Source organism: Allobosea rubneri, from assembly GCF_032464875.1.
GTDB classification, from domain to species: Bacteria; Pseudomonadota; Alphaproteobacteria; order Rhizobiales; family Beijerinckiaceae; genus Allobosea; species Allobosea rubneri.
Map to the genome: position 1 here is coordinate 277,261 of NZ_JAWDID010000002.1, position 17,975 is coordinate 295,235.

The following is a 17,975-nucleotide window of genomic DNA, read 5'->3' on the forward strand; positions in this document are numbered from 1 at the left end:
GATAGGTGTTGCATCTGCGCAACGTAAGGGGGGCGGCGGCGGTTTGGGATTGACGATCGCCGCTGCCCCCGCCCAGCGTGCGGCCATGGTCGGAACCAAGCGGCAACAAGCGATTCGCAAGGCGCTGCGGGCGCTGGCGCCCGGTATTCCGCTCAGCGATGCCGAGGCGGTGCTGGAGCTCGCCGGACGCAATCAGATGAAGGCGCTGCCGCCCACCACTGCGCTTTGGCTGGCCCTCGGCAGCCATGTCCGCCACAGCCACACCGATTACGACCGGTTGCTCGCCGAAGGCTATGAGCGCGACGCGGCCCGCTTCTTCGTGATCGACCAGACCGACGACGTGCTCTCGGGCTGGGGCTGCCAGCGCTCGGTCGCCGAGAGCGAGGATGAGTTCGGAGCGGGCAACGCGTCCTGATCGGTCTGATCTAGGCATTTCATCGATCGCTGCCGGCTAGGCGCTGGATTGCCGGCCCCCTGGCATGGCAAGGTCCCGCCTCGTCGCACTGCCGAGGACAAGACCATGCGCGTCGCATCGCTCTACCGCTACCCGGTCAAGGGGCTCTCGCCCGAGCCGCTGGCGAGCGCGGCGCTACCGGCCGGCGGCTACTTCCCGGGAGACCGGCTCTTCGCCATCGAGAACGGGCCCTCGGGATTCGATCCGGCCGAGCCGGTGCACCAGCCCAAGATCAAATACCTGATGCTGATGCGCAACGAGTCCCTCGCGCGACTCCGGACGCAGCATGACGACACCAGCGGCGAGCTGGTGATCGCGCAGGAAGGTGCCGAGGTCCTGCGGATCGCGCCGGCAAGCCCCGAGGGGCAGGAGCGCCTTTCCGCCTTCTTCGAAGGGTTCATGCCGGACGAGCTGCGCGGCCGCCCGCGCCTGCTCGCGGCGCCGGACGGCTACCGCTTCACCGATTCGCGCTCGGGCTTTCTCTCGATCATCAATCTGGCGAGCGTCGCCGATCTCGCGGCGCGAATGGGCGCCGCCATCGACCCGCTGCGCTTTCGCGGCAATGTCATGGTCGAGGATCTCCCGGCCTGGGCCGAGAATGATCTGGTTGGGCGGGAGCTGGAGGGACCGGGCGGTTTGCGCCTTTCGGTGATCAAACGGATCGAGCGCTGCGCCGCCACCAATGTCGATCCGCAAACCGGCGTCCGCGATCTGCAGATCCCCAAGGCCCTGATGCAGGCCTATGGCCATGTCGACTGCGGCATCTATTGCCGGATCCTCGCCGGTGGCACCTTGTCCCGCGGTGCCCGGCTCGAAGCCGTGGCGGCGCCCGAGCCTGTTTCGGCTGCCATAGCCTGACACGAAAAAGGGCCCTTGCGGGCCCTCATCCGTTCTTGGTGATCGCGTGGCCGCAGCCTGCGCTCACTCGGCCGCGGTATCGCTGTCGGAGCCGAGCGCATCCATGACCTCGCGCGGCGAGCGGCGACGGCGCGGCGCCCGCTTGGGCTTCTCGGCCTCAGGCGCGGCGTCGCCGGTCTCGACCGCCGCAGCTTCGGCGACGGGGGCAGGGACCGGCGCAGGGGCGGCGGCTTCCGGCTCGTCGTTGGCGATGGCGATCGGCACCCGCGTCGGCGTCGTCAGGAAGGCCGGCAGTGCGGCGGCGACCTCCTGCTCGGCCGCGACGGCCGGAGCCTCGGAGCGGCGCTGGCGCTCGCCACGCGGCTGACGCTCGGGGCGCCGCTCGCTCTGGCTCGGGGCCGGGACGAAATCGGGCTGCTCGGCGCCGGGCTGGGCTTCGGGGCGCGGCGCATAGGGGGCCGGCTGGCCGTCCTGGCGCTCGAAGCGGCGTTCACCACGCTCACCGCGCTCCTGCCGCTCGCCGCGCTCCTGGCGGTCGAAGCGGCGCTGGCCGTTGCGATCCTGATTCCGGTCGAAATTGCGCTCATTGCGATTCGGCCGCTCGAAGCGCTGGCCGCCGGGCTGGCCTTCGCCGCCCTCGCCATCCTGTCGCTCCTGGCGCTGCCCGCCATGACCGTTGACGCCATTGCCGTTGAAGGACTGGCGCTCGGCCTGCTGGCCGCCGGCCTGGAATGCGCCGGCTTCCTCCTCGCCTTCCTCCTCGCTCTCGTCGGGGTCGTCGCTGAAGGCGCGGTTGGGCGGGAAGCTGTGGCCGAACTGCTGGGCCATCTGCTCCTGCGCCGCGAGCAGGATGCGGTAATAGTGCTCGGCGTGCTGGAAATAGTTCTCCGCCGCGACCGGGTCACCCGAAGACTGGGCGTCACGCGCCAACTGCAGGTACTTCTCCGCGACATGCTGAGCCGTGCCCCTGACCTTGACGTCGGGGCCGTTCGATTCGTAGCTCCGCTGCAACGGGTTAGGAGACTTCCGGTTACCGCTATTATTGTTGTTATTGTTGTTGTTACGGCCGCGCATACGCCGGTTCTGACCTGGTCTCATTCGCGTCAATCTCGCGTTCTGTTCACTCGAGGCAACCTTGCAAGGGCGTCACAGACGCCATGAGGCGCGGCGGGTTGCGACGCCGCGCTGAGGCAATCCGACCTGAAAGGGCTCTGCGCCGATATTGGTCTTCACGCGCTCTTTCCAACGGAGCTTCTGCAGCTCCCGACTGAGCGGCGATCCCGCGCGCTCGGAAGTCTCGGTTTGGCTGTGTCAGTAACGTCGGTCCTGGCAGTGATCCGAAAGCCAGGCCGGTACGCTGGACCTTGCTAAAGGTTAAGTGCTGACGACACCGTCTTCAAGACCCAGTGTGCATAACCGGTTTCCGCAGCCTTTCCAAGCAAAATCGCGCAGGAAACTGTGCAGGATCACATTACGCCGGCAAAGACGAGGGCGCGACTATGGCCGCCGAGATCACGATGGGACTGCAGATACCGCAGCCCCGCGGCCGTCATCAGGGCGCGTACCTGATCTTCCTGGCCGGCGCCGATCTCGAGAACCGCCCGTCCCCCCGCTGCGAGTCGGGCCGGCAGGAGGGCGGCGAGCGCGCGGTAGGCGTCGAGCCCGTCCGGTCCGCCATCGAGCGCCAGAAGCGGGTCGTATTCGCGCACGCCAGAATCGAGCCGGGCGATGTCATCGCTGGCGATATAGGGCGGATTCGACAGGATCAGGTCGAATCTCCCGGTCAGCCCCTCGTCCCAGCGCGCCAGCCTGAATTCGGCCCGCTCCGAGACGCCGTTGCTGATGGCGTTGCCGGCGGCGGTCGCGAGCGCATCCTCGGACAAATCGACGCCGATGCCGCGTGCCTGCGGGAATTCGCTCAAGGACGCGATCAGGAGGCAGCCCGTCCCGGTGCCGAGGTCGAGGAAGTTCATGGCCTCCTGCCGGCGTTGGCCCAGATGATGGAGGGTCGCCTCGATCAGGCTCTCGCTGTCGGGCCGGGGCTCGAGCGTGCCCGGCGAAAGCGAGAAGCTCAGACCCCAGAACTCGCGCGCGCCGAGAACCCGCCAGAGTGGCTCGCCGGCGAGCCGCCGCGACAATGCGTCCCGGAGGCGGTTTGCGGCGGTGGCGTCCAGCCATTCGCCGCTGCCGGCGAGATCTTCGATCAGGATGCGCGCTTCGAAAGTGTAATCGGCGATGCCTGCCTGCTTGAACGTCCGCGCCAGCGCGCGCCGGGCGTCGGAAACGGCATCGCCCGCCGCCGGTGAGGCAGCGGGCGTGGAATTATCGGCAGGGCGGCCTGAGTGCGACAAATCTGTCCTTGGGCCGGCCCTGCGGCCGGATCAGTTGCCCTGCATCGCTTCCTGGACGCAGGAGTTCACCTTGATCCGCAGCGCGGATTTGCTCTCCTTAGCGCCGCGGAACTGGCGCTGGCAATCCTGCCTGGCCTGCTTCTCGGTCTTGGCCTTCTGGAGATGGGCCGGCTCGCCGCTGAAGACTTTTCGCGCGGTCTGCGATCCGGTCTGGGCGCCGGCCGCCAGCGGCGTCACGGCGATGGCGGCGACAAGGGCGATGCTGCTGAGCAGGGTCTTCATGTCTATCCTCCCCGGACGATGTTACCGATGAGACAGTAACGCGCGAACCGGGGTGAGGTTTCACACCGTGCCTTGCTCGGCGAGCAGTTCCGCCTGGCGGGCGGCGGTCAGCGCATCGATGATCTCGTCCAGCACCAGCCCCTGCATCATCTCGTCGAGTTTGTAGAGCGTCAGGTTGATGCGGTGGTCGGTGACCCGGCCTTGCGGGAAGTTGTAGGTGCGGATGCGCTCCGAGCGATCGCCGGAACCGATCTGGGAACGCCGGTCGGCCGAACGCTCGGCATCGGCCCGGCTGCGCTCCTGGTCGTAGAGCTTGGCGCGCATCAGCTCGTAGGCGCGCGCCTTGTTCTTGTGCTGCGAGCGCTCGTCCTGGACCAGGACGACGATGCCGCTCGGGATATGGGTCAGCCGCACCGCCGATTCGGTCTTGTTGACGTGCTGGCCGCCGGCGCCCTGGGCCCGCATCGTGTCGATGCGCAGGTCCTTCTCGTCGAGGGCGACATCGACCTCGCTGGCGAGTGGCAGGGTCGCGACGGTCGCGGCCGAGGTATGGATCCGCCCGCTCGCCTCGGTGTCGGGCACGCGCTGCACCCGGTGCACGCCTGATTCGTATTTCAGGCGCGCATAGACGCCCTTGCCGGAGATCTCGGCGATGACTTCCTTGAAGCCACCGACCGTGCCTTCGCTCTCCGAGAGGATGTCGAGGGTCCAGCCCTGCTGGGCGGCATAGCGCTGGTACATGCGCAGCAGGTCGCCGGCGAAGAGCGAGGCCTCGTCGCCGCCGGTGCCGGCCCGGATCTCGAGGATGACGCCGCGTTCGTCGGCGGCGTCCTTCGGCAGCAGCGCGATCAGGATCTCGCGCCCCCGCGCCTCGATCTCGGCGCGGGCATGGTCGCGCTCCTCATAGGCTAGGTCGCGCATTTCGGCGTCGGTCGCCGGGTCGTCGATCATGGCCAGGGCCTCGTCGAGCCCGGCCTGCGCCTTGCGCCAGGCGGCGATCGCCGCGACCACCGGATCGAGCTCGGCCAGTTCCTTGGCGAGCTCGACCACCCGTGTCGGCTCGCTCGCATGGTTGATCGCGTCGCTGGCTGCGGCATGGCGGGCGACGATGCCGTCGAGGCGGTCTTGCGGGAGGAGGAGGGACATGGCGGTGATGCGATCTTGCTGAACAATGGGGGCCGGCGGCTGCCGGCAGGCACGGCCGCGAGCGTCGCTAGACCGGAACCTTCATTTCGGCGGCGAGCGCGCCGAGGAGCGGGCGCAGGCTGGCCGCGCCGTCGGAGGCCGCCAGCCACGCGTCGAGCCGCTGGCGCGCCTTGCCGGCGTCGAGCGTCCGCAGCATCGCCTTGACCGGTCCGACAGAGGCCGCCGACATCGAGAAGGAGCGGTAGCCGAGCGCGATCAGCGCCAGCGCTTCGATGGGTTTTCCCCCCATCTCGCCGCAGACCGTGACCGGGCAGCCGGCCTTGTCGGCCTCGTCGATGATTGCGCGCAGGGCCCTGAGGCCGGCGGCGCAGAGCGGGTCGAAGCGATCGGAGACACGCCGGTTCTCGCGGTCGGCCGCAAACAGGAACTGCATGAGGTCGTTGGTGCCGATCGAGAGGAAATCGGCCTCGCGGGCGATTTCGGGCAGCTCGAACAGCAGCGACGGCACCTCGACCATGACGCCGAGCTGCAGGCTGGACGGTGCCGGGCGGCCGTCGCGCTCGAGCACAGCGAGTTCGCGACGCACGATCAGCCGGGCGCGCAGGAACTCGTTCACGGTCGCGACCATGGGCAGCATGATCTTCATGTCGTAGCCGGCGCCGGCGCGCAGCAGAGCCCGCACCTGCGCCCGCAGCAGGCGCGGCTTGTCGAGTCCGATGCGGATCGCGCGCCAGCCCAGCGCCGGGTTCTCCTCCTCGACGCGTTCCATATAGGGCAGCACCTTGTCGCCGCCGATGTCGAGCGTGCGGAAGGTCACCGGCCGGCCATTGGCCGCCGCCAGCACGGCGCCGTAGAGCGCCTGCTGCTCGGCGGTGGTCGGCATGTGCTGCGCCACCATGAACTGCAGCTCGGTGCGGAAGAGGCCGATGCCGGATGCGTTGGTCTCGTCCAGGTTGGGCAGATCGACGAAGAGCCCGGCATTGATCTGCAGGGTGATGTCGACGCCGTCCTTGGTCACCGCCGGCTGCGTCTTGAGCTTGCGGTACTGCTCCTGCTTGCGGGCGCGCAGGCGCGCCTTGTCCTTGTAGGCGTTCTCGACGTCGGGCTGCGGCCGGATCTGGACCTCGCCGGCTTGGCCATCGACGATGACCGCGTCGCCAGCCTCGATCAGCGCCGTGGCATTGGCGATCTCGCCGACGGCCGGGATGCCGAGGGCGCGCGCCACGATCGCGATATGGCTGGTCGGCCCGCCTTCCTCCAGCACGAGTCCGCGCAGATGTGACCGGTCATAGTCGAGCAGCGCCGCCGGCCCCATCGAGCGGGCGATCAGGATGGCGTTCTCGGGCAGTTGCTCGCGCGCGACCCCGTTCGGCTTGCCGACCAGCGTGCGCAGCAGCCGGTTGGCGAGGTCGTCGAGATCGTGCAGGCGCTCGCGCAGATAGGGGTCGGTCTGGCGCTGCATCTTGGCGCGCGTATCCGACTGGACGCGTTCGACCGCGGCCTCCGCGGTGAGGCCGGTCATCACCGCCTCGCGCATGCGCCGCAGCCAGCCCTGATCATGGGCGAACATGCGGAAGGTCTCGAGCACGTCGCGATGCTCGCCGGTATGGGCGACGTCGCCGCGCTCGATCAGTTCGTCGATCGCGGCGCGCATCCGCGCGATGGCCGCCTCCAGCCGCGAGACTTCCAGGGCAGGATCCTCGGCGATCAGGTCGGTGATCGCGACGCGCGGCTCATGCAGCACGGCGTAGCCGAGGCCGACGCCGTCGGCCAGTGTCGTGCCGATGCCGTGGATCGGCCGCTCCAGCCCGATCGCGGCGCCGGGCCTCGACAGGGCCTTCAGCCCTCCGGCCGCGATCATCTCGGCCATGATCATGGCCGTGGTCTGCAGCGATTCGGTCTCGTCCTCGCTGTAGATGCGCGAGGCCCGGTTCTGGATGACCAGGACGCCCATCACCGCGCCGCCGCGCAGGATCGGCACGCCGAGGAATGAACGGTAGATCTCTTCGCCGGTCTCGGGGCGGTAGGAGAATGCTGGGTGCGCCTGCGCGTCCGAGAGCGCGATCGGCTCGGCCTCGCTGGCGATCAGGCCGACCAGGCCCTCGCCGGCGCGCATGGTTGTGTGGTGGACCGCCTCGCGGTTGAGGCCTTCGGTGGCATAGAGCTCGAGCGAGCCGTCTTCGCGCAGGACATAGACCGAGCACACCTCGGCCACGAGATTGCCGGCGATCAGGACGACGAGCCGGTCCAGCCGCTCCTGCGGGCTGACCGGCGCTGCCATCACCTCGCGGAGCCGGCGTAGCAGAACGCCCGATCCCCCGAGTGCGCCTCGCATCAAATGCCCTCCGCCCGCCTCCACAGCCTAACAGGCCGACGTGTCGCTCCAGACCTGACATCGTCGCGCCAGAGTTGCAAGCGAGGTCCGATCCGCGCCTGCTTCTAGCGAGGTGATGCGGCATTCGGCAAGGGCTTGGAACCGGCCCTTTGCCCGAAGCTGCCGCGCTTCTCGCCTAAAGCAGCGTCATTTGCCGCCTGGGCCGGCTGTATGGCGGTCTTCGCGGCCGGCTTTTTCGCTGCCGGCCGGGTTGTCGCACGCTGCCGCGCCGCCGGCTTTCGTGTCGCTCCGCTCGCTTTCCGCGGCGGCTCGGGCGGCGCCAACTTGTCGGCGGCCTCGGCACCGGTCAGCGCGGCCAGATAGCGCGAGGTCCACCAGCCGATGTCGCTCGCCGCGATTGTGGCGTAGAGCCGCTCGAAACGGCGCACGCGTTCGGATTGCGGCATGGCGAGCGCGGTGCGGATCGCTTCTGCGACCTCGTGGGTGTCGTAGGGATTGACGATCAGCGCCTCTCCCATCTGATGCGCCGCACCGGCAAAGCGCGAAAGCACCAGCACACCGGGGTCTTCGGGGTTCTGCGCGGCGATGTACTCCTTGGCGACGAGATTCATGCCGTCGCGCATCGGCGTCACCAGCCCAACCTGGGCGCGTCGGTAGAAGCCAGCGAGAGCGCTGCGAGAATAGGCCTTCTTGACCACGCGAATCGGCGTCCAGTCGAATTCGCCGAGGGCGGCGTTGAGGCGTCCGGCGACCTCGTCCGATTGCCGGTCGAGCTCGGCATATTCCGGCACGTCGCTGCGCGAGGGCGGTGCGATCTGCAGCAGGCCGACATTGCCGCGATGCTCGGGATGGCTGCGCAGGAACTGGCCGAAGGCCTCGAGCCGCTGGACGATGCCCTTGGAATAGTCGAGCCGGTCGACGCCGATCACCAACTTGCGGCCGCCGAGCGGGCCGGTGGTCGCCCGGATCGGCTGGGTCGCGGCGCGGACCGAGGCGACGGCGAGCTTGCGGAAGGATTCGACGTCGATGCCGATCGGGAAGGGCCGGACCACGGTTTCGCGCGGACCCGCCTTGACCCGTTCGCCATCGCGATGGGCGCCGCGCAGGGCCACCAGACCGCCGATCAGGTTGTCGGCATCGGTCTGGGTCTGCATGCCGACGAGATCGTAGGCCGTCATCGTGCTGATCAGGGTCGCGCTGAAGGGCAGGGCGCCGAAGACCTCCGCCGAAGGCCAGGGAATGTGATGAAAATAGCCGATGCGGTTGGTCACGCCGCGGCGGCGCAACTCGGCGGCCAGCGGGATCAGGTGGTAGTCGTGGATCCAGATCACGTCGTCGGGCTTGAGCTGCGGCACCAGCAGCTTGGCGAAGCGGCGGTTGACGCCGAGATAGCCGGCATAGTCCGAGCGGTCGAAGTCGGTGAGGCCGAGCCGGTAGTGCATCAGCGGCCACAGCGCGCGGTTCGAGAAGCCGAGATAGTAGCTCTGGCGTTCGGCCTCGGTGAGATCGACGACGGCGTACGAGACATTGCCGAGACGCACGGGTTCGACGCGGGACGAAGGCTCGGCGCTCGTCGTCCCGCTCCAACCGAACCAAAGGCCGCCATGCTTTTCGAGGGCCGAGCGGAGCGCTACCGCCAGCCCTCCTGCTGCCACTTTTTCGCCACGTTCTGGCATGGTGACGCGGTTGGAAACCACCACAAGACGCATGATGCCTCACTGTTCGTTGACGAATGCCGCGATGGCGCGGGAACAGAACGCGCTGGCAGACGTAATGTTTCGTGTGCACGCCGGCCTTCTTGGCCGGATCGCGTCGTCGCCGTGACCGGATCGTGGCGACTGCGGGAAACTGAACCCCGAATGTGGCGAGCCGACGGACGGTCGTCCTTTCGCCCGTTTCGTCCTCTAGCAAGGCCGCCATGTCGCAAGCTCAGAGCCCCGAAGCCGCCGAGCCGCACGCCCCGCCTGCGGTGCGCACCTCATCAATAGCATTGTTTCTCGATTTCGACGGAACCCTGGTCGAGATCGCGCCCTCGCCCGAGGATGTCAGGCTCGACCGCCGCGTGCCGGGCGCGCTGGATGCGCTGCGCCAGCGCCTCGATGGCGCACTCGCGCTGGTGTCAGGCCGGCCAGTCGCGTTTCTGGACGCGATGACAGCGCCTTTTCGCTTCGACGCCGCCGGCTTGCACGGTGCGCAAATTCGCCTGGGTGGCGAGGAAGCGCCGCTGGCGGCGCCGTCCGAGGCGCTGCACGTCGCGACGCGGGCTATGGTGCGCTTCGCCAATGCGAATGTCGGCATCATCGTCGAGGACAAGCGCCAGTCGGTCGCGCTGCATTGGCGTCTGGCGCCCGCGCTGGCCGACGAGGCGTTGGAACTGATGGAGCGGCTTGCGGCGGAGATCGGCCCTTCAATGCGCCTCCAGCGCGGCAAGGCGGTGGCCGAGCTCGTCCCGGCCACGGCAAGCAAGGGCGGGGCCATTGCCTGGCTCATGCAGCAGCAGGCCTATGCCGGCCGCCAACCCATATTCGTCGGTGACGACATTACCGACGAGAACGGATTCGCCGCGGTCAACGACGCGGGGGGGCTGTCGATCCGGATCGGGGAGGGGCAGACTTGCGCCCGGCACCGGTTGGCTTCGCCGACCGCATTGCACCGTATCCTGCTCGGGGCCGCCGATGGCGGCGACCTCACGCTCGAAACCTTCCTCCAGAACTAAACCTTCCAACAAGACCAGCTGCATCAGGGATAGGCATGACTGTCACTACCGTCGCCCCGCCGGGCGTGGCCTCGCTCGATCTCGGCGTCATCGGCAACTGCTCCATCGCCGCTCTGATCGACCGGCAGGCTCGAATCGTCTGGGGCTGCTTCCCGCGTTTCGACCGCGACCCGGTCTTCTGCTCGCTGATCGACAACAAGATCGAAGATGGGGATGCGATGCCCGAGAAGGGCGTCTTCGCCATCGAGATGGTCGGCATGACCCGCTGCGAGCAGAGCTATCTCGACAACACCGCGATCCTCTCCTCCGTGCTCTCCGACGACCAGGGGAATGCGCTGGAGATCCTCGATTTCGCGCCGCGCTTCGTGCGCTATGAGCGCTTCTTCCGGCCGCCGCAGCTGGTGCGCCGCGTCAGGCGCATCTCCGGCCGGCCCCGCATCCGCGTGGTGATGAAGCCCTGCCTCGGTCTTGGCGAAGTGCCCGACGAGATCACCCGCGGCTCCAACCATGTCCGCTTCGTCGGGGCCGACCAGACCATCCGTCTGACCACCGATGCGCCGATCTCCTATGTGCTGGAGAGCATTCCTTTCGCAGTCGAGAAGCCGTTCTCCTTCTTCGTCGGCTCCGACGAGGCGCTGCGTGCCGAGATCGAGACGACCTCGCGCGAGTTCCTCGACAAGACCACCGATTATTGGCGCGACTGGGTCCGTTCGCTCTCGATCCCCTTCGAGTGGCAGCGCGAGGTCATTCGCGCCGCGATCACGCTGAAGCTCTGCTCCTTCGAGGAGAGCGGCGCGATCGTTGCGGCGCTGACCACCTCGATCCCCGAGGCGCCGGGCACGCAGCGCAATTGGGACTATCGCTTCTGCTGGCTGCGCGACGCCTATTTCGTCGTGCACGCCCTGAATCGTCTCGGCACGACGCGGACGATGGAGGACTATCTCGGCTTCATCACCAACATCGTCGACACCTTCTCGGAGAACGGCGCCGAGCATCTGCCGCCGCTCTATCCGATAACGCGCGGCGGCGAACTCCGCGAATTCGAGGTGCCGCAGCTCGCCGGCTATCGCGGGCACCAGCCGGTGCGCGTCGGCAATGGCGCGGCGACGCAGATCCAGAATGACGGCTATGGCGCGGTCGTGCTCGCCGCCACCCATTCCTTCTTCGACCGCCGCTTCATCCAGCCGGGTCGGGAAGCGTTGTTCGGCCAGCTCGAGCGCATGGGCGAGCGCGCGATCGAGCTTTTCGACAAGCCCGATGCCGGCCCCTGGGAATTGCGCGAGAAGCAGGTCGTCCACTCCTTCTCCAGCGTGATGTGCTGGGCCGCCTGCGACCGGCTCGCCCGCATCGCCGGCACGCTCGGGCGAGCCGACCGCAAGGAATACTGGCGCGGCGAGGCCAAGCGCCTGAAAGGCATCATCGCCGACCGGATCTGGAACCAGGAGAAGGGCCATTTCGTCTCGACCTTCGACGGGACCGATCTCGACGCCACTCTGCTGCTCTTCGCCGAGCTCGGCTTCGTCAAGCCGGACGATCCGCGCTACATCGCGACCGTCGAGGCGATCGGCCGCGATCTTCGTCGCGGCGACCTGATCCTGCGCTATGGCACGGCCGATGATTTCGGCTTCATGCACACTGGCTTCCTGATCTGCGCCTTCTGGTATGTCGATGCGCTGCACGCGATCGGCCGCAAGGACGAGGCCAAGGAGCTGTTCGGCCGCATCCTGCAGCGCCGCAACAGCTTCGGCCTGCTCTCCGAGGATGCCGATCTGGAGACTGGCGAGCTCTGGGGCAACTTCCCGCAGACCTATTCGATGGTCGGACTGATCAATTCGGCGATGCGGCTCAGCCGCAATTGGGAAGAGGCGTTCTGAGCGTGCGCCGTCATTCTCGGGTGGAGTGCATAGCTTCCGGTGAAGCGCGGGGAACCCCTCTCCCGGATGGGAGAGGGGCAGGGGTGAGGGACTGCGGCTGATTGTTCGGGTGCAACGGAGCCGACGCTGCCTTTCGTGGTGAGGGCAGGCCCTCATCCGGCGCTCCGCGCCACCTTCTCCCATTCGGGAGAAGGTCAGGTCGAGGTTCTGGCGCCTACCCTCGCTTCAGCAGGAACACCGCCTGCGCGCCAAACAGGTTCCAGAACCACCAGGGCGCGCTGACGCCGACCTTGCCGCCGGCGACGTCGAGCGCCACCGCCCGTTCCTTCACCGCGCCGATCGTGTCGCAGAGCACGACGAAGTCGCGGATCGTGCAGAAATGGATGTTCGGCGTGTCCCACCAGGAATAGGGCAGGGCCTCGGTCACCGGCATGCGGCCAAGGAAGAAGACCTGGCTGCGCATGCGCCAATGCCCGAAATTCGGGAAGGAGACGATGGCGCGCCTTCCGATGCGCAGCATCTGCTCCAGCACCAGCCGCGGATTGCGCGTCGCCTGGATCGTCTGCGAGAGGATGACATAGTCGAAGGAATCGTCGGGATAGTCAGCGAGGTCGGTGTCGGCGTCACCCTGAATCACCGAAAGCCCGCGCGCGACGCAGCCGGCGACGCCTTCGCGCGAGAGCTCGATGCCGCGGGCGTCGACGCCGCGCGTTTCGGCGAGCAGCGCCAGCAATTCGCCATCGCCGCAGCCGACATCGAGCACGCGCGAGCCCGGCGTGACCATCTCGGCGACGAGGCGCAGGTCGATGCGGTTGGTGTGGTTGTCCGCCGCCGACATGCTCACAATCCCCGCGCCCGCGCCGCCGCGCCGATGAAGCCGCGCGTCGTCGCGAACAGGTTCGGCTCTTCCAGCAGGAAGGCGTCGTGGCCCTTATCGCTTTCCAGCTCGACGAAGGAGACCGAGGCGCCGGCGGCGTTCAGCGCGTGCACGATGGCGCGCGAATCGCTGGTCGGGAACAGCCAGTCGGAGGTGAAGGACGCCACGCAGAAGCGGGTCTTGGTGCCGGCGAAGGCCTTGGCCAGCACGCCGTCATGGTCGGCGGCGAGGTCGAAATAGTCCATCGCCCGCGTCACGTAGAGATAGGAATTGGCGTCGAAGCGCTCGACGAAGCTGACGCCCTGATGGCGGAGGTAACTCTCCACCTGAAAGTCCGCATCGAAGGTGAAGGTCGGCGCGCTGCGCTCCTGCAGCCTGCGGCCGAATTTGCGGTGCAAAGCGGGCTCGGAGAGATAGGTGATGTGCGCGCCCATCCGCGCGACCGACAGGCCCTTGGCCGGGCGGGTATTCTCCTCGAGATAGCGCCCGCCGCGCCAATCCGGGTCGGCCATCACCGCCTGGCGGCCGACCTCGTGGAAGGCGATGTTCTGGGCAGAGTGCTTGGCGGCCGTCGCCAGCGGCAGCGCCGAGAACACGCGCTGCGGATAGCTCGCCGCCCATTGCAGCACCTGCATGCCGCCCATCGAGCCGCCGACGACGCTGAACAGGCTGTCGATGCCGAGCGAGTCGAGGAGATGGGCCTGCGCCCGCACCATGTCGCGGATCGTCACCATCGGGAAGGACAGGCCCCAGGGCTTGCCGGTCTCCGGATTGGTCGAGGCCGGGCCAGTGGTGCCCATGCAGCCGCCCAGCACATTGGCGCAGATCACGAAGAAGCGGTCGGTGTCGACCGGCTTGCCGGGACCGACCATCGCCGTCCACCAGCCACCCTTGCCGGTGATCGGGTTGCGGCTGGCGACATGCTGGTCGCCGGTCAGCGCATGGCAGATCAGCACGGCGTTCGAGCGGTCGGCATTCAGCTGCCCATAGGTCTGGTAGCCGATCTGCCAATGCTCCAGCACGGCGCCGGAATCGAGCTGGAGCGCGCGTTCGGGGCCGAATTGCGCCAGCAGGCTCGATGGCCGGTTGGCTTCGGTCAGCGCATCGGCCAGGGCCTGATCTTCCTGGATCGTCCGGTTTGGCATTCAGATTTTTCTTGTCGCCCGACCTGTTCGAAATAGCGGACTTAACCGATGGCGTGCCGCTCGGGCCCTGTCAACGCGCGGATGCGCGCGGACGGCTTTGCCAAGTTCCGTCACGGCCGCTAAGAGACGCGCGAGTTCAGAGAAGTTGGCGCCATGACCGAAGCCGCCCCGACGACCCTTGCCGATCTGCGCAGCGAGATCGACCGCATCGACGCGGCCATGCACGGCCTGTTGATGGAGCGTTCCTCGATCATCGAGACGCTGATCGCGATCAAGAAGACGCAGGTCTCCGGCTCCGCCTTCCGTCCCGGCCGCGAGGCCGACATGATGAAGCGCCTGGCGCTTCGCCATCAGGGCCTGCTGCCGCTCGACACGGTCGAGAGCATCTGGCGCATCATCATCGCGACCTTCACCTATGTGCAGGCGAACTATTCGGTCCATGCCGACATTTCCGGCGGCGATGCCCCGATGCGCGACAGTGCCCGCTTCCATTTCGGCTTCACGGTGCCCTACGTCCCGCATGAGGACGCCCGCGCCGTGATCCGGGCGGTGGCGGAATCGGCCGGCGATCTCGGCATCTTCCGGATGGATCTCGGCGCCAGCGCCGGCGTCTGGTGGCGCGACCTGATCGGCGAGGACAAGCCGAAGATCATCGCCCGCCTGCCCTTCATCGAGCGGCCGGATCATCCGGCGGGAACTCCGGTCTATTGCATCGCCAAGCCCTTGGCGGACGCTGCGATGCGCGAGATCGTGCTCTATGCCGCCCGTGTTGAGCGCTGGTCGGAGACCCTGCGCACCGGCCTCGCCCAGCATCTCGCGGAAGTCTCTGCCAGCGCCGCCGACGGCTCGCATCTCGGCCTGCTGGTCGCTGCAGCAGGCGAGACCTCGCCGGAGGCGATCCGCGGCGCGCTCGAGCCGGCGGGCCTCAGCGAGTTCACCGAGATCGGCAGTCACGCCGCCCGCTTCGCCTTCAGATCCACGCGCTCATGATCCCTTCCTTGCCCCGAAACTGATCCTCTTTCGTCATCCCGGACGGAGCGAAGCGGAGCTCCGGGGTCCATCGTAGAGTGCGCAGCCCTCCGATGGATTCCGGGTCGCCCTCCGGCCGCCCGGGATGACGAGGGAAACCGCAAACCGAAAGCCCGCGCCATGACCACGCCTTCCCGTCCCGTTCCGCGTCCCGGCGTCCTCGACATCGAGGCCTATGTCCCCGGCAAGTCCTCGGCCCCTCCAGGCGTCAAGCTGCACAAGCTCTCCTCCAACGAGACCCCGCTCGGCCCGAGCCCGAAGGCTGTCGCGGCTTATGGCGCGCTCGCCGGCAAGCTCGAGCTCTATCCCGACGGGTCGGCGACCAAGCTGCGCGAGGCGATCGCCACCCGCTACGGGCTCGATGCCGGCCGCATCGTCTGCGGCACCGGCTCGGACGAGCTGCTGCAGCTGATCACCAAGGTCTATCTCGGCGATGGCGACGAGGGCGTCTTCACCGAGCACGGCTTCCTCGTCTACAAGATCGCCATCCTCGCGGCCGGCGCCACGCCCGTCATCGTGCCCGAGAGGAACCTGACGACCGATGTCGACGCGATCCTGAAGGCAGTGACGCCGAAGACCAAGATCGTCTTCCTCGCCAATCCCAACAACCCGACCGGCACCTATCTGCCCTTCGACGAGGTCAAGCGCCTGCATGCCGGCCTGCCGCGCCATGTGTTGCTGGTGCTCGACGCGGCCTATGCCGAATATGTCCGCCGCAACGACTACGCCTCGGGCCTCGAACTGGTCGCCGAGAGCGAGAACGTCGTGATGACGCGCACCTTCTCGAAGATCTATGGCCTCGCCAACTTGCGTCTCGGCTGGCTCTACGGACCCGCCCATGTCGTCGATGCGCTCAACCGCACCCGCGGCCCGTTCAACGTCAACGGCGCGGCGATCGAGGCCGGCACCGCCGCGATCGCCGACGAGGCGCACCTGGCCAGCGCAGTCGAGCACAACGACAAATGGGTCGCCTGGACCACGGCAGAGCTGGAGAAGCTCGGCCTGACCGTGACGCCTTCGGTCGCCAACTTCATCCTGATCCATTTCCCGCAGGTGGCCGGCAAGACCGCTAAGGAGGCCGACGCCTTCCTGACTCAGCGCGGCCTGATCCTGCGTTCGGTCGCCTCCTATGGCCTGCCCGACGCGCTGCGCATGACCATCGGCAGCGAAGAGGCGAACCGGCTCGTCGTCTCGGCTCTGACCGAGTTCCTGGGCAAGGCCGCGTGAGCGCGACCGAGACCTTCGCGCCGCGCCGCGACGAGCCGCTCTTCGGGCGGCTCGCCATCATCGGCATCGGCCTGATCGGCTCCTCGATCGCGCATGCGGCCAAGGAATTGAGCCTCGCTGGCCATATCGTGCTGAGCGACCGCGACGCCGATGTCCGGCGCCGCGCGCGCGAACTCGATCTCGGCCACGAGATCGCGGAGAACGCCGTCGAGGCCGCCCGCGACGCCGATCATGTCGTGCTCTGCGTGCCGGTCGGCGCCTGCGGCACGGTTGCGGCTGAGATCGCCGGCGTACTGAAACCCGGCGCGATCCTGTCGGATGTCGGCTCGGTCAAGCATGCCGTGGTCGAGGCGGTCAGCCCGCATCTGCCCGAGGGCGTGCACTTCGTCCCGGCCCATCCGGTCGCCGGTACCGAGAACTCCGGTCCCGATGCCGGCTTCCCCAGCCTCTTCCTCAACCGCTGGTGCATCCTGACGCCGCCGCCCGGCACCGATGAGGGCGCCATCGCCCGCACCCGCCAGTTCTGGGAGGGCATGGCCGCGATCGTCGAGGTGATGGGCTCGCAGCATCACGACCTCGTCCTCGCCATCACCAGCCATCTGCCGCACCTGATCGCCTACAACATCGTCGGCACGGCCGAGGACCTGGCGGCGGTGACGCAGTCGGAGGTGATCAAGTTCTCGGCCGGCGGTTTTCGCGATTTCACCCGTATCGCGGCTTCCGACCCGACGATGTGGCGCGACGTCTTCCTCGCCAACAAGGAGGCGGTGCTGGAGATGCTGGGTCGCTTCAACGAGGATCTGGCGCTGCTCACCCGCGCCATCCGCTATGGCGACGGCGAGACCTTGCACAAGCACTTCACCCGCACCCGCGCCATCCGCCGCGGCATCGTCGCGCTCGGCCAGGAGAAGGCTGAGACGGAGAAGCTCAGGAAGGGCTGAGGGCACGGCGCCTTGCGGCTCCGGGAATTTCACGGCTAAGGGTGAATTCCGTGCGCCTTGTGGTGCTTGCCCGCCTTGTCAAAAGGGGGGCGGGCTGGTACAGCCCCACCCGTCGCCGCAATAGCTCAGCTGGTAGAGCACCTCATTCGTAATGAGGGGGTCGGGGGTTCGAATCCCTCTTGCGGCACCATTTGACCTGCTAAGGTCTTGATTTTCAGATCAAAATCGACGTCGATGTCCTGGGGCGTTTCAAGCCCTAGGTTCATGCGGCATGTGGGCGCACTCTGACGGCGACTCGTTTGCCGCGCTCGCAGTTCCTCGCGCGATAGCTTCCCCGTTCGCTCTCGAACACGACGGATTCGCGTTGGCCAAGCATCGGCCGATCGCCGATTCTGCGTGTTTGCCGCGCAAGCCGGCGCCGCCGAGCCCAGCTCTCACGGGATGTCGACGTTCCCCGCGAACTTCGCCTTGACCGCGTTGAAGAAGCGCAGTGGCTTGCGGGTCCTTCGCTGCATGAGTGGAGCCGGTCGGAAGGCCGAGGGTCTTCAAAAGAGCCGGCAACGGGTTGGTGGGGGCTGGGGGGCGTGGACCTGTAGCGAAGTGAAATCGTCAGCTAGGTTCAGGACCTATTAATTTGGTTTGAGATGTGATTCACGGTGTCCGGGAGGGTACCGTGATGGGTGATTTGTTTCTGTTGAGCGAGCGCCAGATGGCGCGGATCGAGGCGTATTTTCCGCTCT

Annotated in this window: 15 protein-coding genes and 1 tRNA gene; 8 read left to right on the plus strand and 8 right to left on the minus strand. The window is 67.5% G+C overall.

Features of this window, described 5'->3' with window-relative positions; genetic code table 11:
• Positions 1-49 precede the first annotated feature (49 nt).
• Both RKE40_RS02715 and RKE40_RS02720 read left to right on the plus strand, forming a co-directional pair.
• Positions 50-415, plus strand: coding sequence for a DUF2293 domain-containing protein (locus RKE40_RS02715; protein WP_316016703.1), 366 nt, complete (start codon positions 50-52; stop codon positions 413-415).
• 105 nt (positions 416-520) lie between these two features.
• Entirely contained in the window at positions 521-1,312 is a 792-nt protein-coding gene (locus RKE40_RS02720; RefSeq protein WP_316016704.1) for an MOSC domain-containing protein, read from the plus strand.
• A 63-nt stretch (positions 1,313-1,375) separates the two neighbouring features.
• On the opposite strand, the gene RKE40_RS02725 is transcribed toward RKE40_RS02720, so the two are convergent.
• The 6 genes from RKE40_RS02725 to RKE40_RS02750 all read right to left on the minus strand — a co-directional run bounded on the left by RKE40_RS02725 (position 1,376) and on the right by RKE40_RS02750 (position 9,138).
• Positions 1,376-2,410 carry a DUF4167 domain-containing protein gene (locus tag RKE40_RS02725; RefSeq protein ID WP_316016705.1) on the minus strand — a complete coding sequence of 345 codons (1,035 nt, stop codon included), beginning with the start codon at positions 2,408-2,410 and terminating at the stop codon, positions 1,376-1,378.
• Positions 2,411-2,778: 368 nt separating this feature from the next.
• Positions 2,779-3,663 carry a peptide chain release factor N(5)-glutamine methyltransferase gene (gene prmC / locus RKE40_RS02730; protein WP_316016706.1) on the minus strand — a complete coding sequence of 295 codons (885 nt, stop codon included), beginning with the start codon at positions 3,661-3,663 and terminating at the stop codon, positions 2,779-2,781.
• A 30-nt stretch (positions 3,664-3,693) separates the two neighbouring features.
• Positions 3,694-3,945 carry a hypothetical protein gene (locus RKE40_RS02735; RefSeq protein ID WP_316016707.1) on the minus strand — a complete coding sequence of 84 codons (252 nt, stop codon included), beginning with the start codon at positions 3,943-3,945 and terminating at the stop codon, positions 3,694-3,696.
• 60 nt (positions 3,946-4,005) lie between these two features.
• Positions 4,006-5,091 carry a peptide chain release factor 1 gene (prfA, locus tag RKE40_RS02740; protein WP_316016708.1) on the minus strand — a complete coding sequence of 362 codons (1,086 nt, stop codon included), beginning with the start codon at positions 5,089-5,091 and terminating at the stop codon, positions 4,006-4,008.
• Between the two features lie 67 nt (positions 5,092-5,158).
• Entirely contained in the window at positions 5,159-7,426 is a 2,268-nt protein-coding gene (gene ptsP, locus RKE40_RS02745; protein WP_316016709.1) for a phosphoenolpyruvate--protein phosphotransferase, read from the minus strand.
• 104 nt (positions 7,427-7,530) lie between these two features.
• Positions 7,531-9,138 carry an alpha,alpha-trehalose-phosphate synthase (UDP-forming) gene (locus RKE40_RS02750; protein WP_390893195.1) on the minus strand — a complete coding sequence of 536 codons (1,608 nt, stop codon included), beginning with the start codon at positions 9,136-9,138 and terminating at the stop codon, positions 7,531-7,533.
• A 206-nt stretch (positions 9,139-9,344) separates the two neighbouring features.
• Between RKE40_RS02750 and otsB the strand changes: the two genes are divergently transcribed.
• Together otsB and RKE40_RS02760 are read left to right on the plus strand one after the other, a co-directional pair.
• Entirely contained in the window at positions 9,345-10,142 is a 798-nt protein-coding gene (gene otsB, locus RKE40_RS02755; RefSeq protein WP_316016711.1) for a trehalose-phosphatase, read from the plus strand.
• A 35-nt stretch (positions 10,143-10,177) separates the two neighbouring features.
• Positions 10,178-12,016 (plus strand): glycoside hydrolase family 15 protein, encoded by a 1,839-nt coding sequence (locus RKE40_RS02760; protein ID WP_316016712.1) that lies wholly within the window; start codon positions 10,178-10,180, stop codon positions 12,014-12,016.
• Between the two features lie 214 nt (positions 12,017-12,230).
• Here RKE40_RS02760 and metW read toward each other — a convergent pair whose 3' ends face one another.
• Positions 12,231-12,854 carry a methionine biosynthesis protein MetW gene (gene metW / locus RKE40_RS02765; protein ID WP_291644667.1) on the minus strand — a complete coding sequence of 208 codons (624 nt, stop codon included), beginning with the start codon at positions 12,852-12,854 and terminating at the stop codon, positions 12,231-12,233.
• 2 nt (positions 12,855-12,856) lie between these two features.
• On the minus strand, positions 12,857-14,038 hold the full coding sequence (metX, locus tag RKE40_RS02770) for a homoserine O-acetyltransferase MetX (RefSeq protein WP_316016713.1): 1,182 nt from the start codon (positions 14,036-14,038) through the stop codon (positions 12,857-12,859).
• Between the two features lie 153 nt (positions 14,039-14,191).
• Between metX and RKE40_RS02775 the strand changes: the two genes are divergently transcribed.
• From RKE40_RS02775 to RKE40_RS02790, 4 genes are all read left to right on the plus strand, one after another.
• On the plus strand, positions 14,192-15,028 hold the full coding sequence (locus tag RKE40_RS02775) for a chorismate mutase (protein ID WP_316016714.1): 837 nt from the start codon (positions 14,192-14,194) through the stop codon (positions 15,026-15,028).
• Positions 15,029-15,187: 159 nt separating this feature from the next.
• Positions 15,188-16,294 carry a histidinol-phosphate transaminase gene (gene hisC, locus RKE40_RS02780; RefSeq protein WP_316016715.1) on the plus strand — a complete coding sequence of 369 codons (1,107 nt, stop codon included), beginning with the start codon at positions 15,188-15,190 and terminating at the stop codon, positions 16,292-16,294.
• Positions 16,291-17,235 carry a prephenate/arogenate dehydrogenase family protein gene (locus RKE40_RS02785; RefSeq protein ID WP_316016716.1) on the plus strand — a complete coding sequence of 315 codons (945 nt, stop codon included), beginning with the start codon at positions 16,291-16,293 and terminating at the stop codon, positions 17,233-17,235. The genes hisC and RKE40_RS02785 overlap by 4 nt, the downstream gene beginning before the upstream one ends.
• 114 nt (positions 17,236-17,349) lie before the next feature.
• Positions 17,350-17,425: transfer RNA gene (locus RKE40_RS02790), tRNA-Thr, on the plus strand.
• Positions 17,426-17,975: the final 550 nt, after the last annotated feature.

Coding starts and splice junctions, on each gene's coding strand:
- RKE40_RS02720 (WP_316016704.1), top strand. CDS start 521: ATGCGCGTCGCATCGCTCTACCGCTACCCGGTCAAGGGGCTCTCGCCC.
- RKE40_RS02725 (WP_316016705.1), bottom strand. CDS start 2,410: ATGAGACCAGGTCAGAACCGGCGTATGCGCGGCCGTAACAACAACAAT.
- RKE40_RS02735 (WP_316016707.1), bottom strand. CDS start 3,945: ATGAAGACCCTGCTCAGCAGCATCGCCCTTGTCGCCGCCATCGCCGTG.
- prfA (WP_316016708.1), bottom strand. CDS start 5,091: ATGTCCCTCCTCCTCCCGCAAGACCGCCTCGACGGCATCGTCGCCCGC.
- ptsP (WP_316016709.1), bottom strand. CDS start 7,426: ATGCGAGGCGCACTCGGGGGATCGGGCGTTCTGCTACGCCGGCTCCGC.
- otsB (WP_316016711.1), top strand. CDS start 9,345: ATGTCGCAAGCTCAGAGCCCCGAAGCCGCCGAGCCGCACGCCCCGCCT.
- RKE40_RS02760 (WP_316016712.1), top strand. CDS start 10,178: ATGACTGTCACTACCGTCGCCCCGCCGGGCGTGGCCTCGCTCGATCTC.
- metW (WP_291644667.1), bottom strand. CDS start 12,854: ATGTCGGCGGCGGACAACCACACCAACCGCATCGACCTGCGCCTCGTC.
- metX (WP_316016713.1), bottom strand. CDS start 14,038: ATGCCAAACCGGACGATCCAGGAAGATCAGGCCCTGGCCGATGCGCTG.
- RKE40_RS02775 (WP_316016714.1), top strand. CDS start 14,192: ATGACCGAAGCCGCCCCGACGACCCTTGCCGATCTGCGCAGCGAGATC.
- hisC (WP_316016715.1), top strand. CDS start 15,188: ATGACCACGCCTTCCCGTCCCGTTCCGCGTCCCGGCGTCCTCGACATC.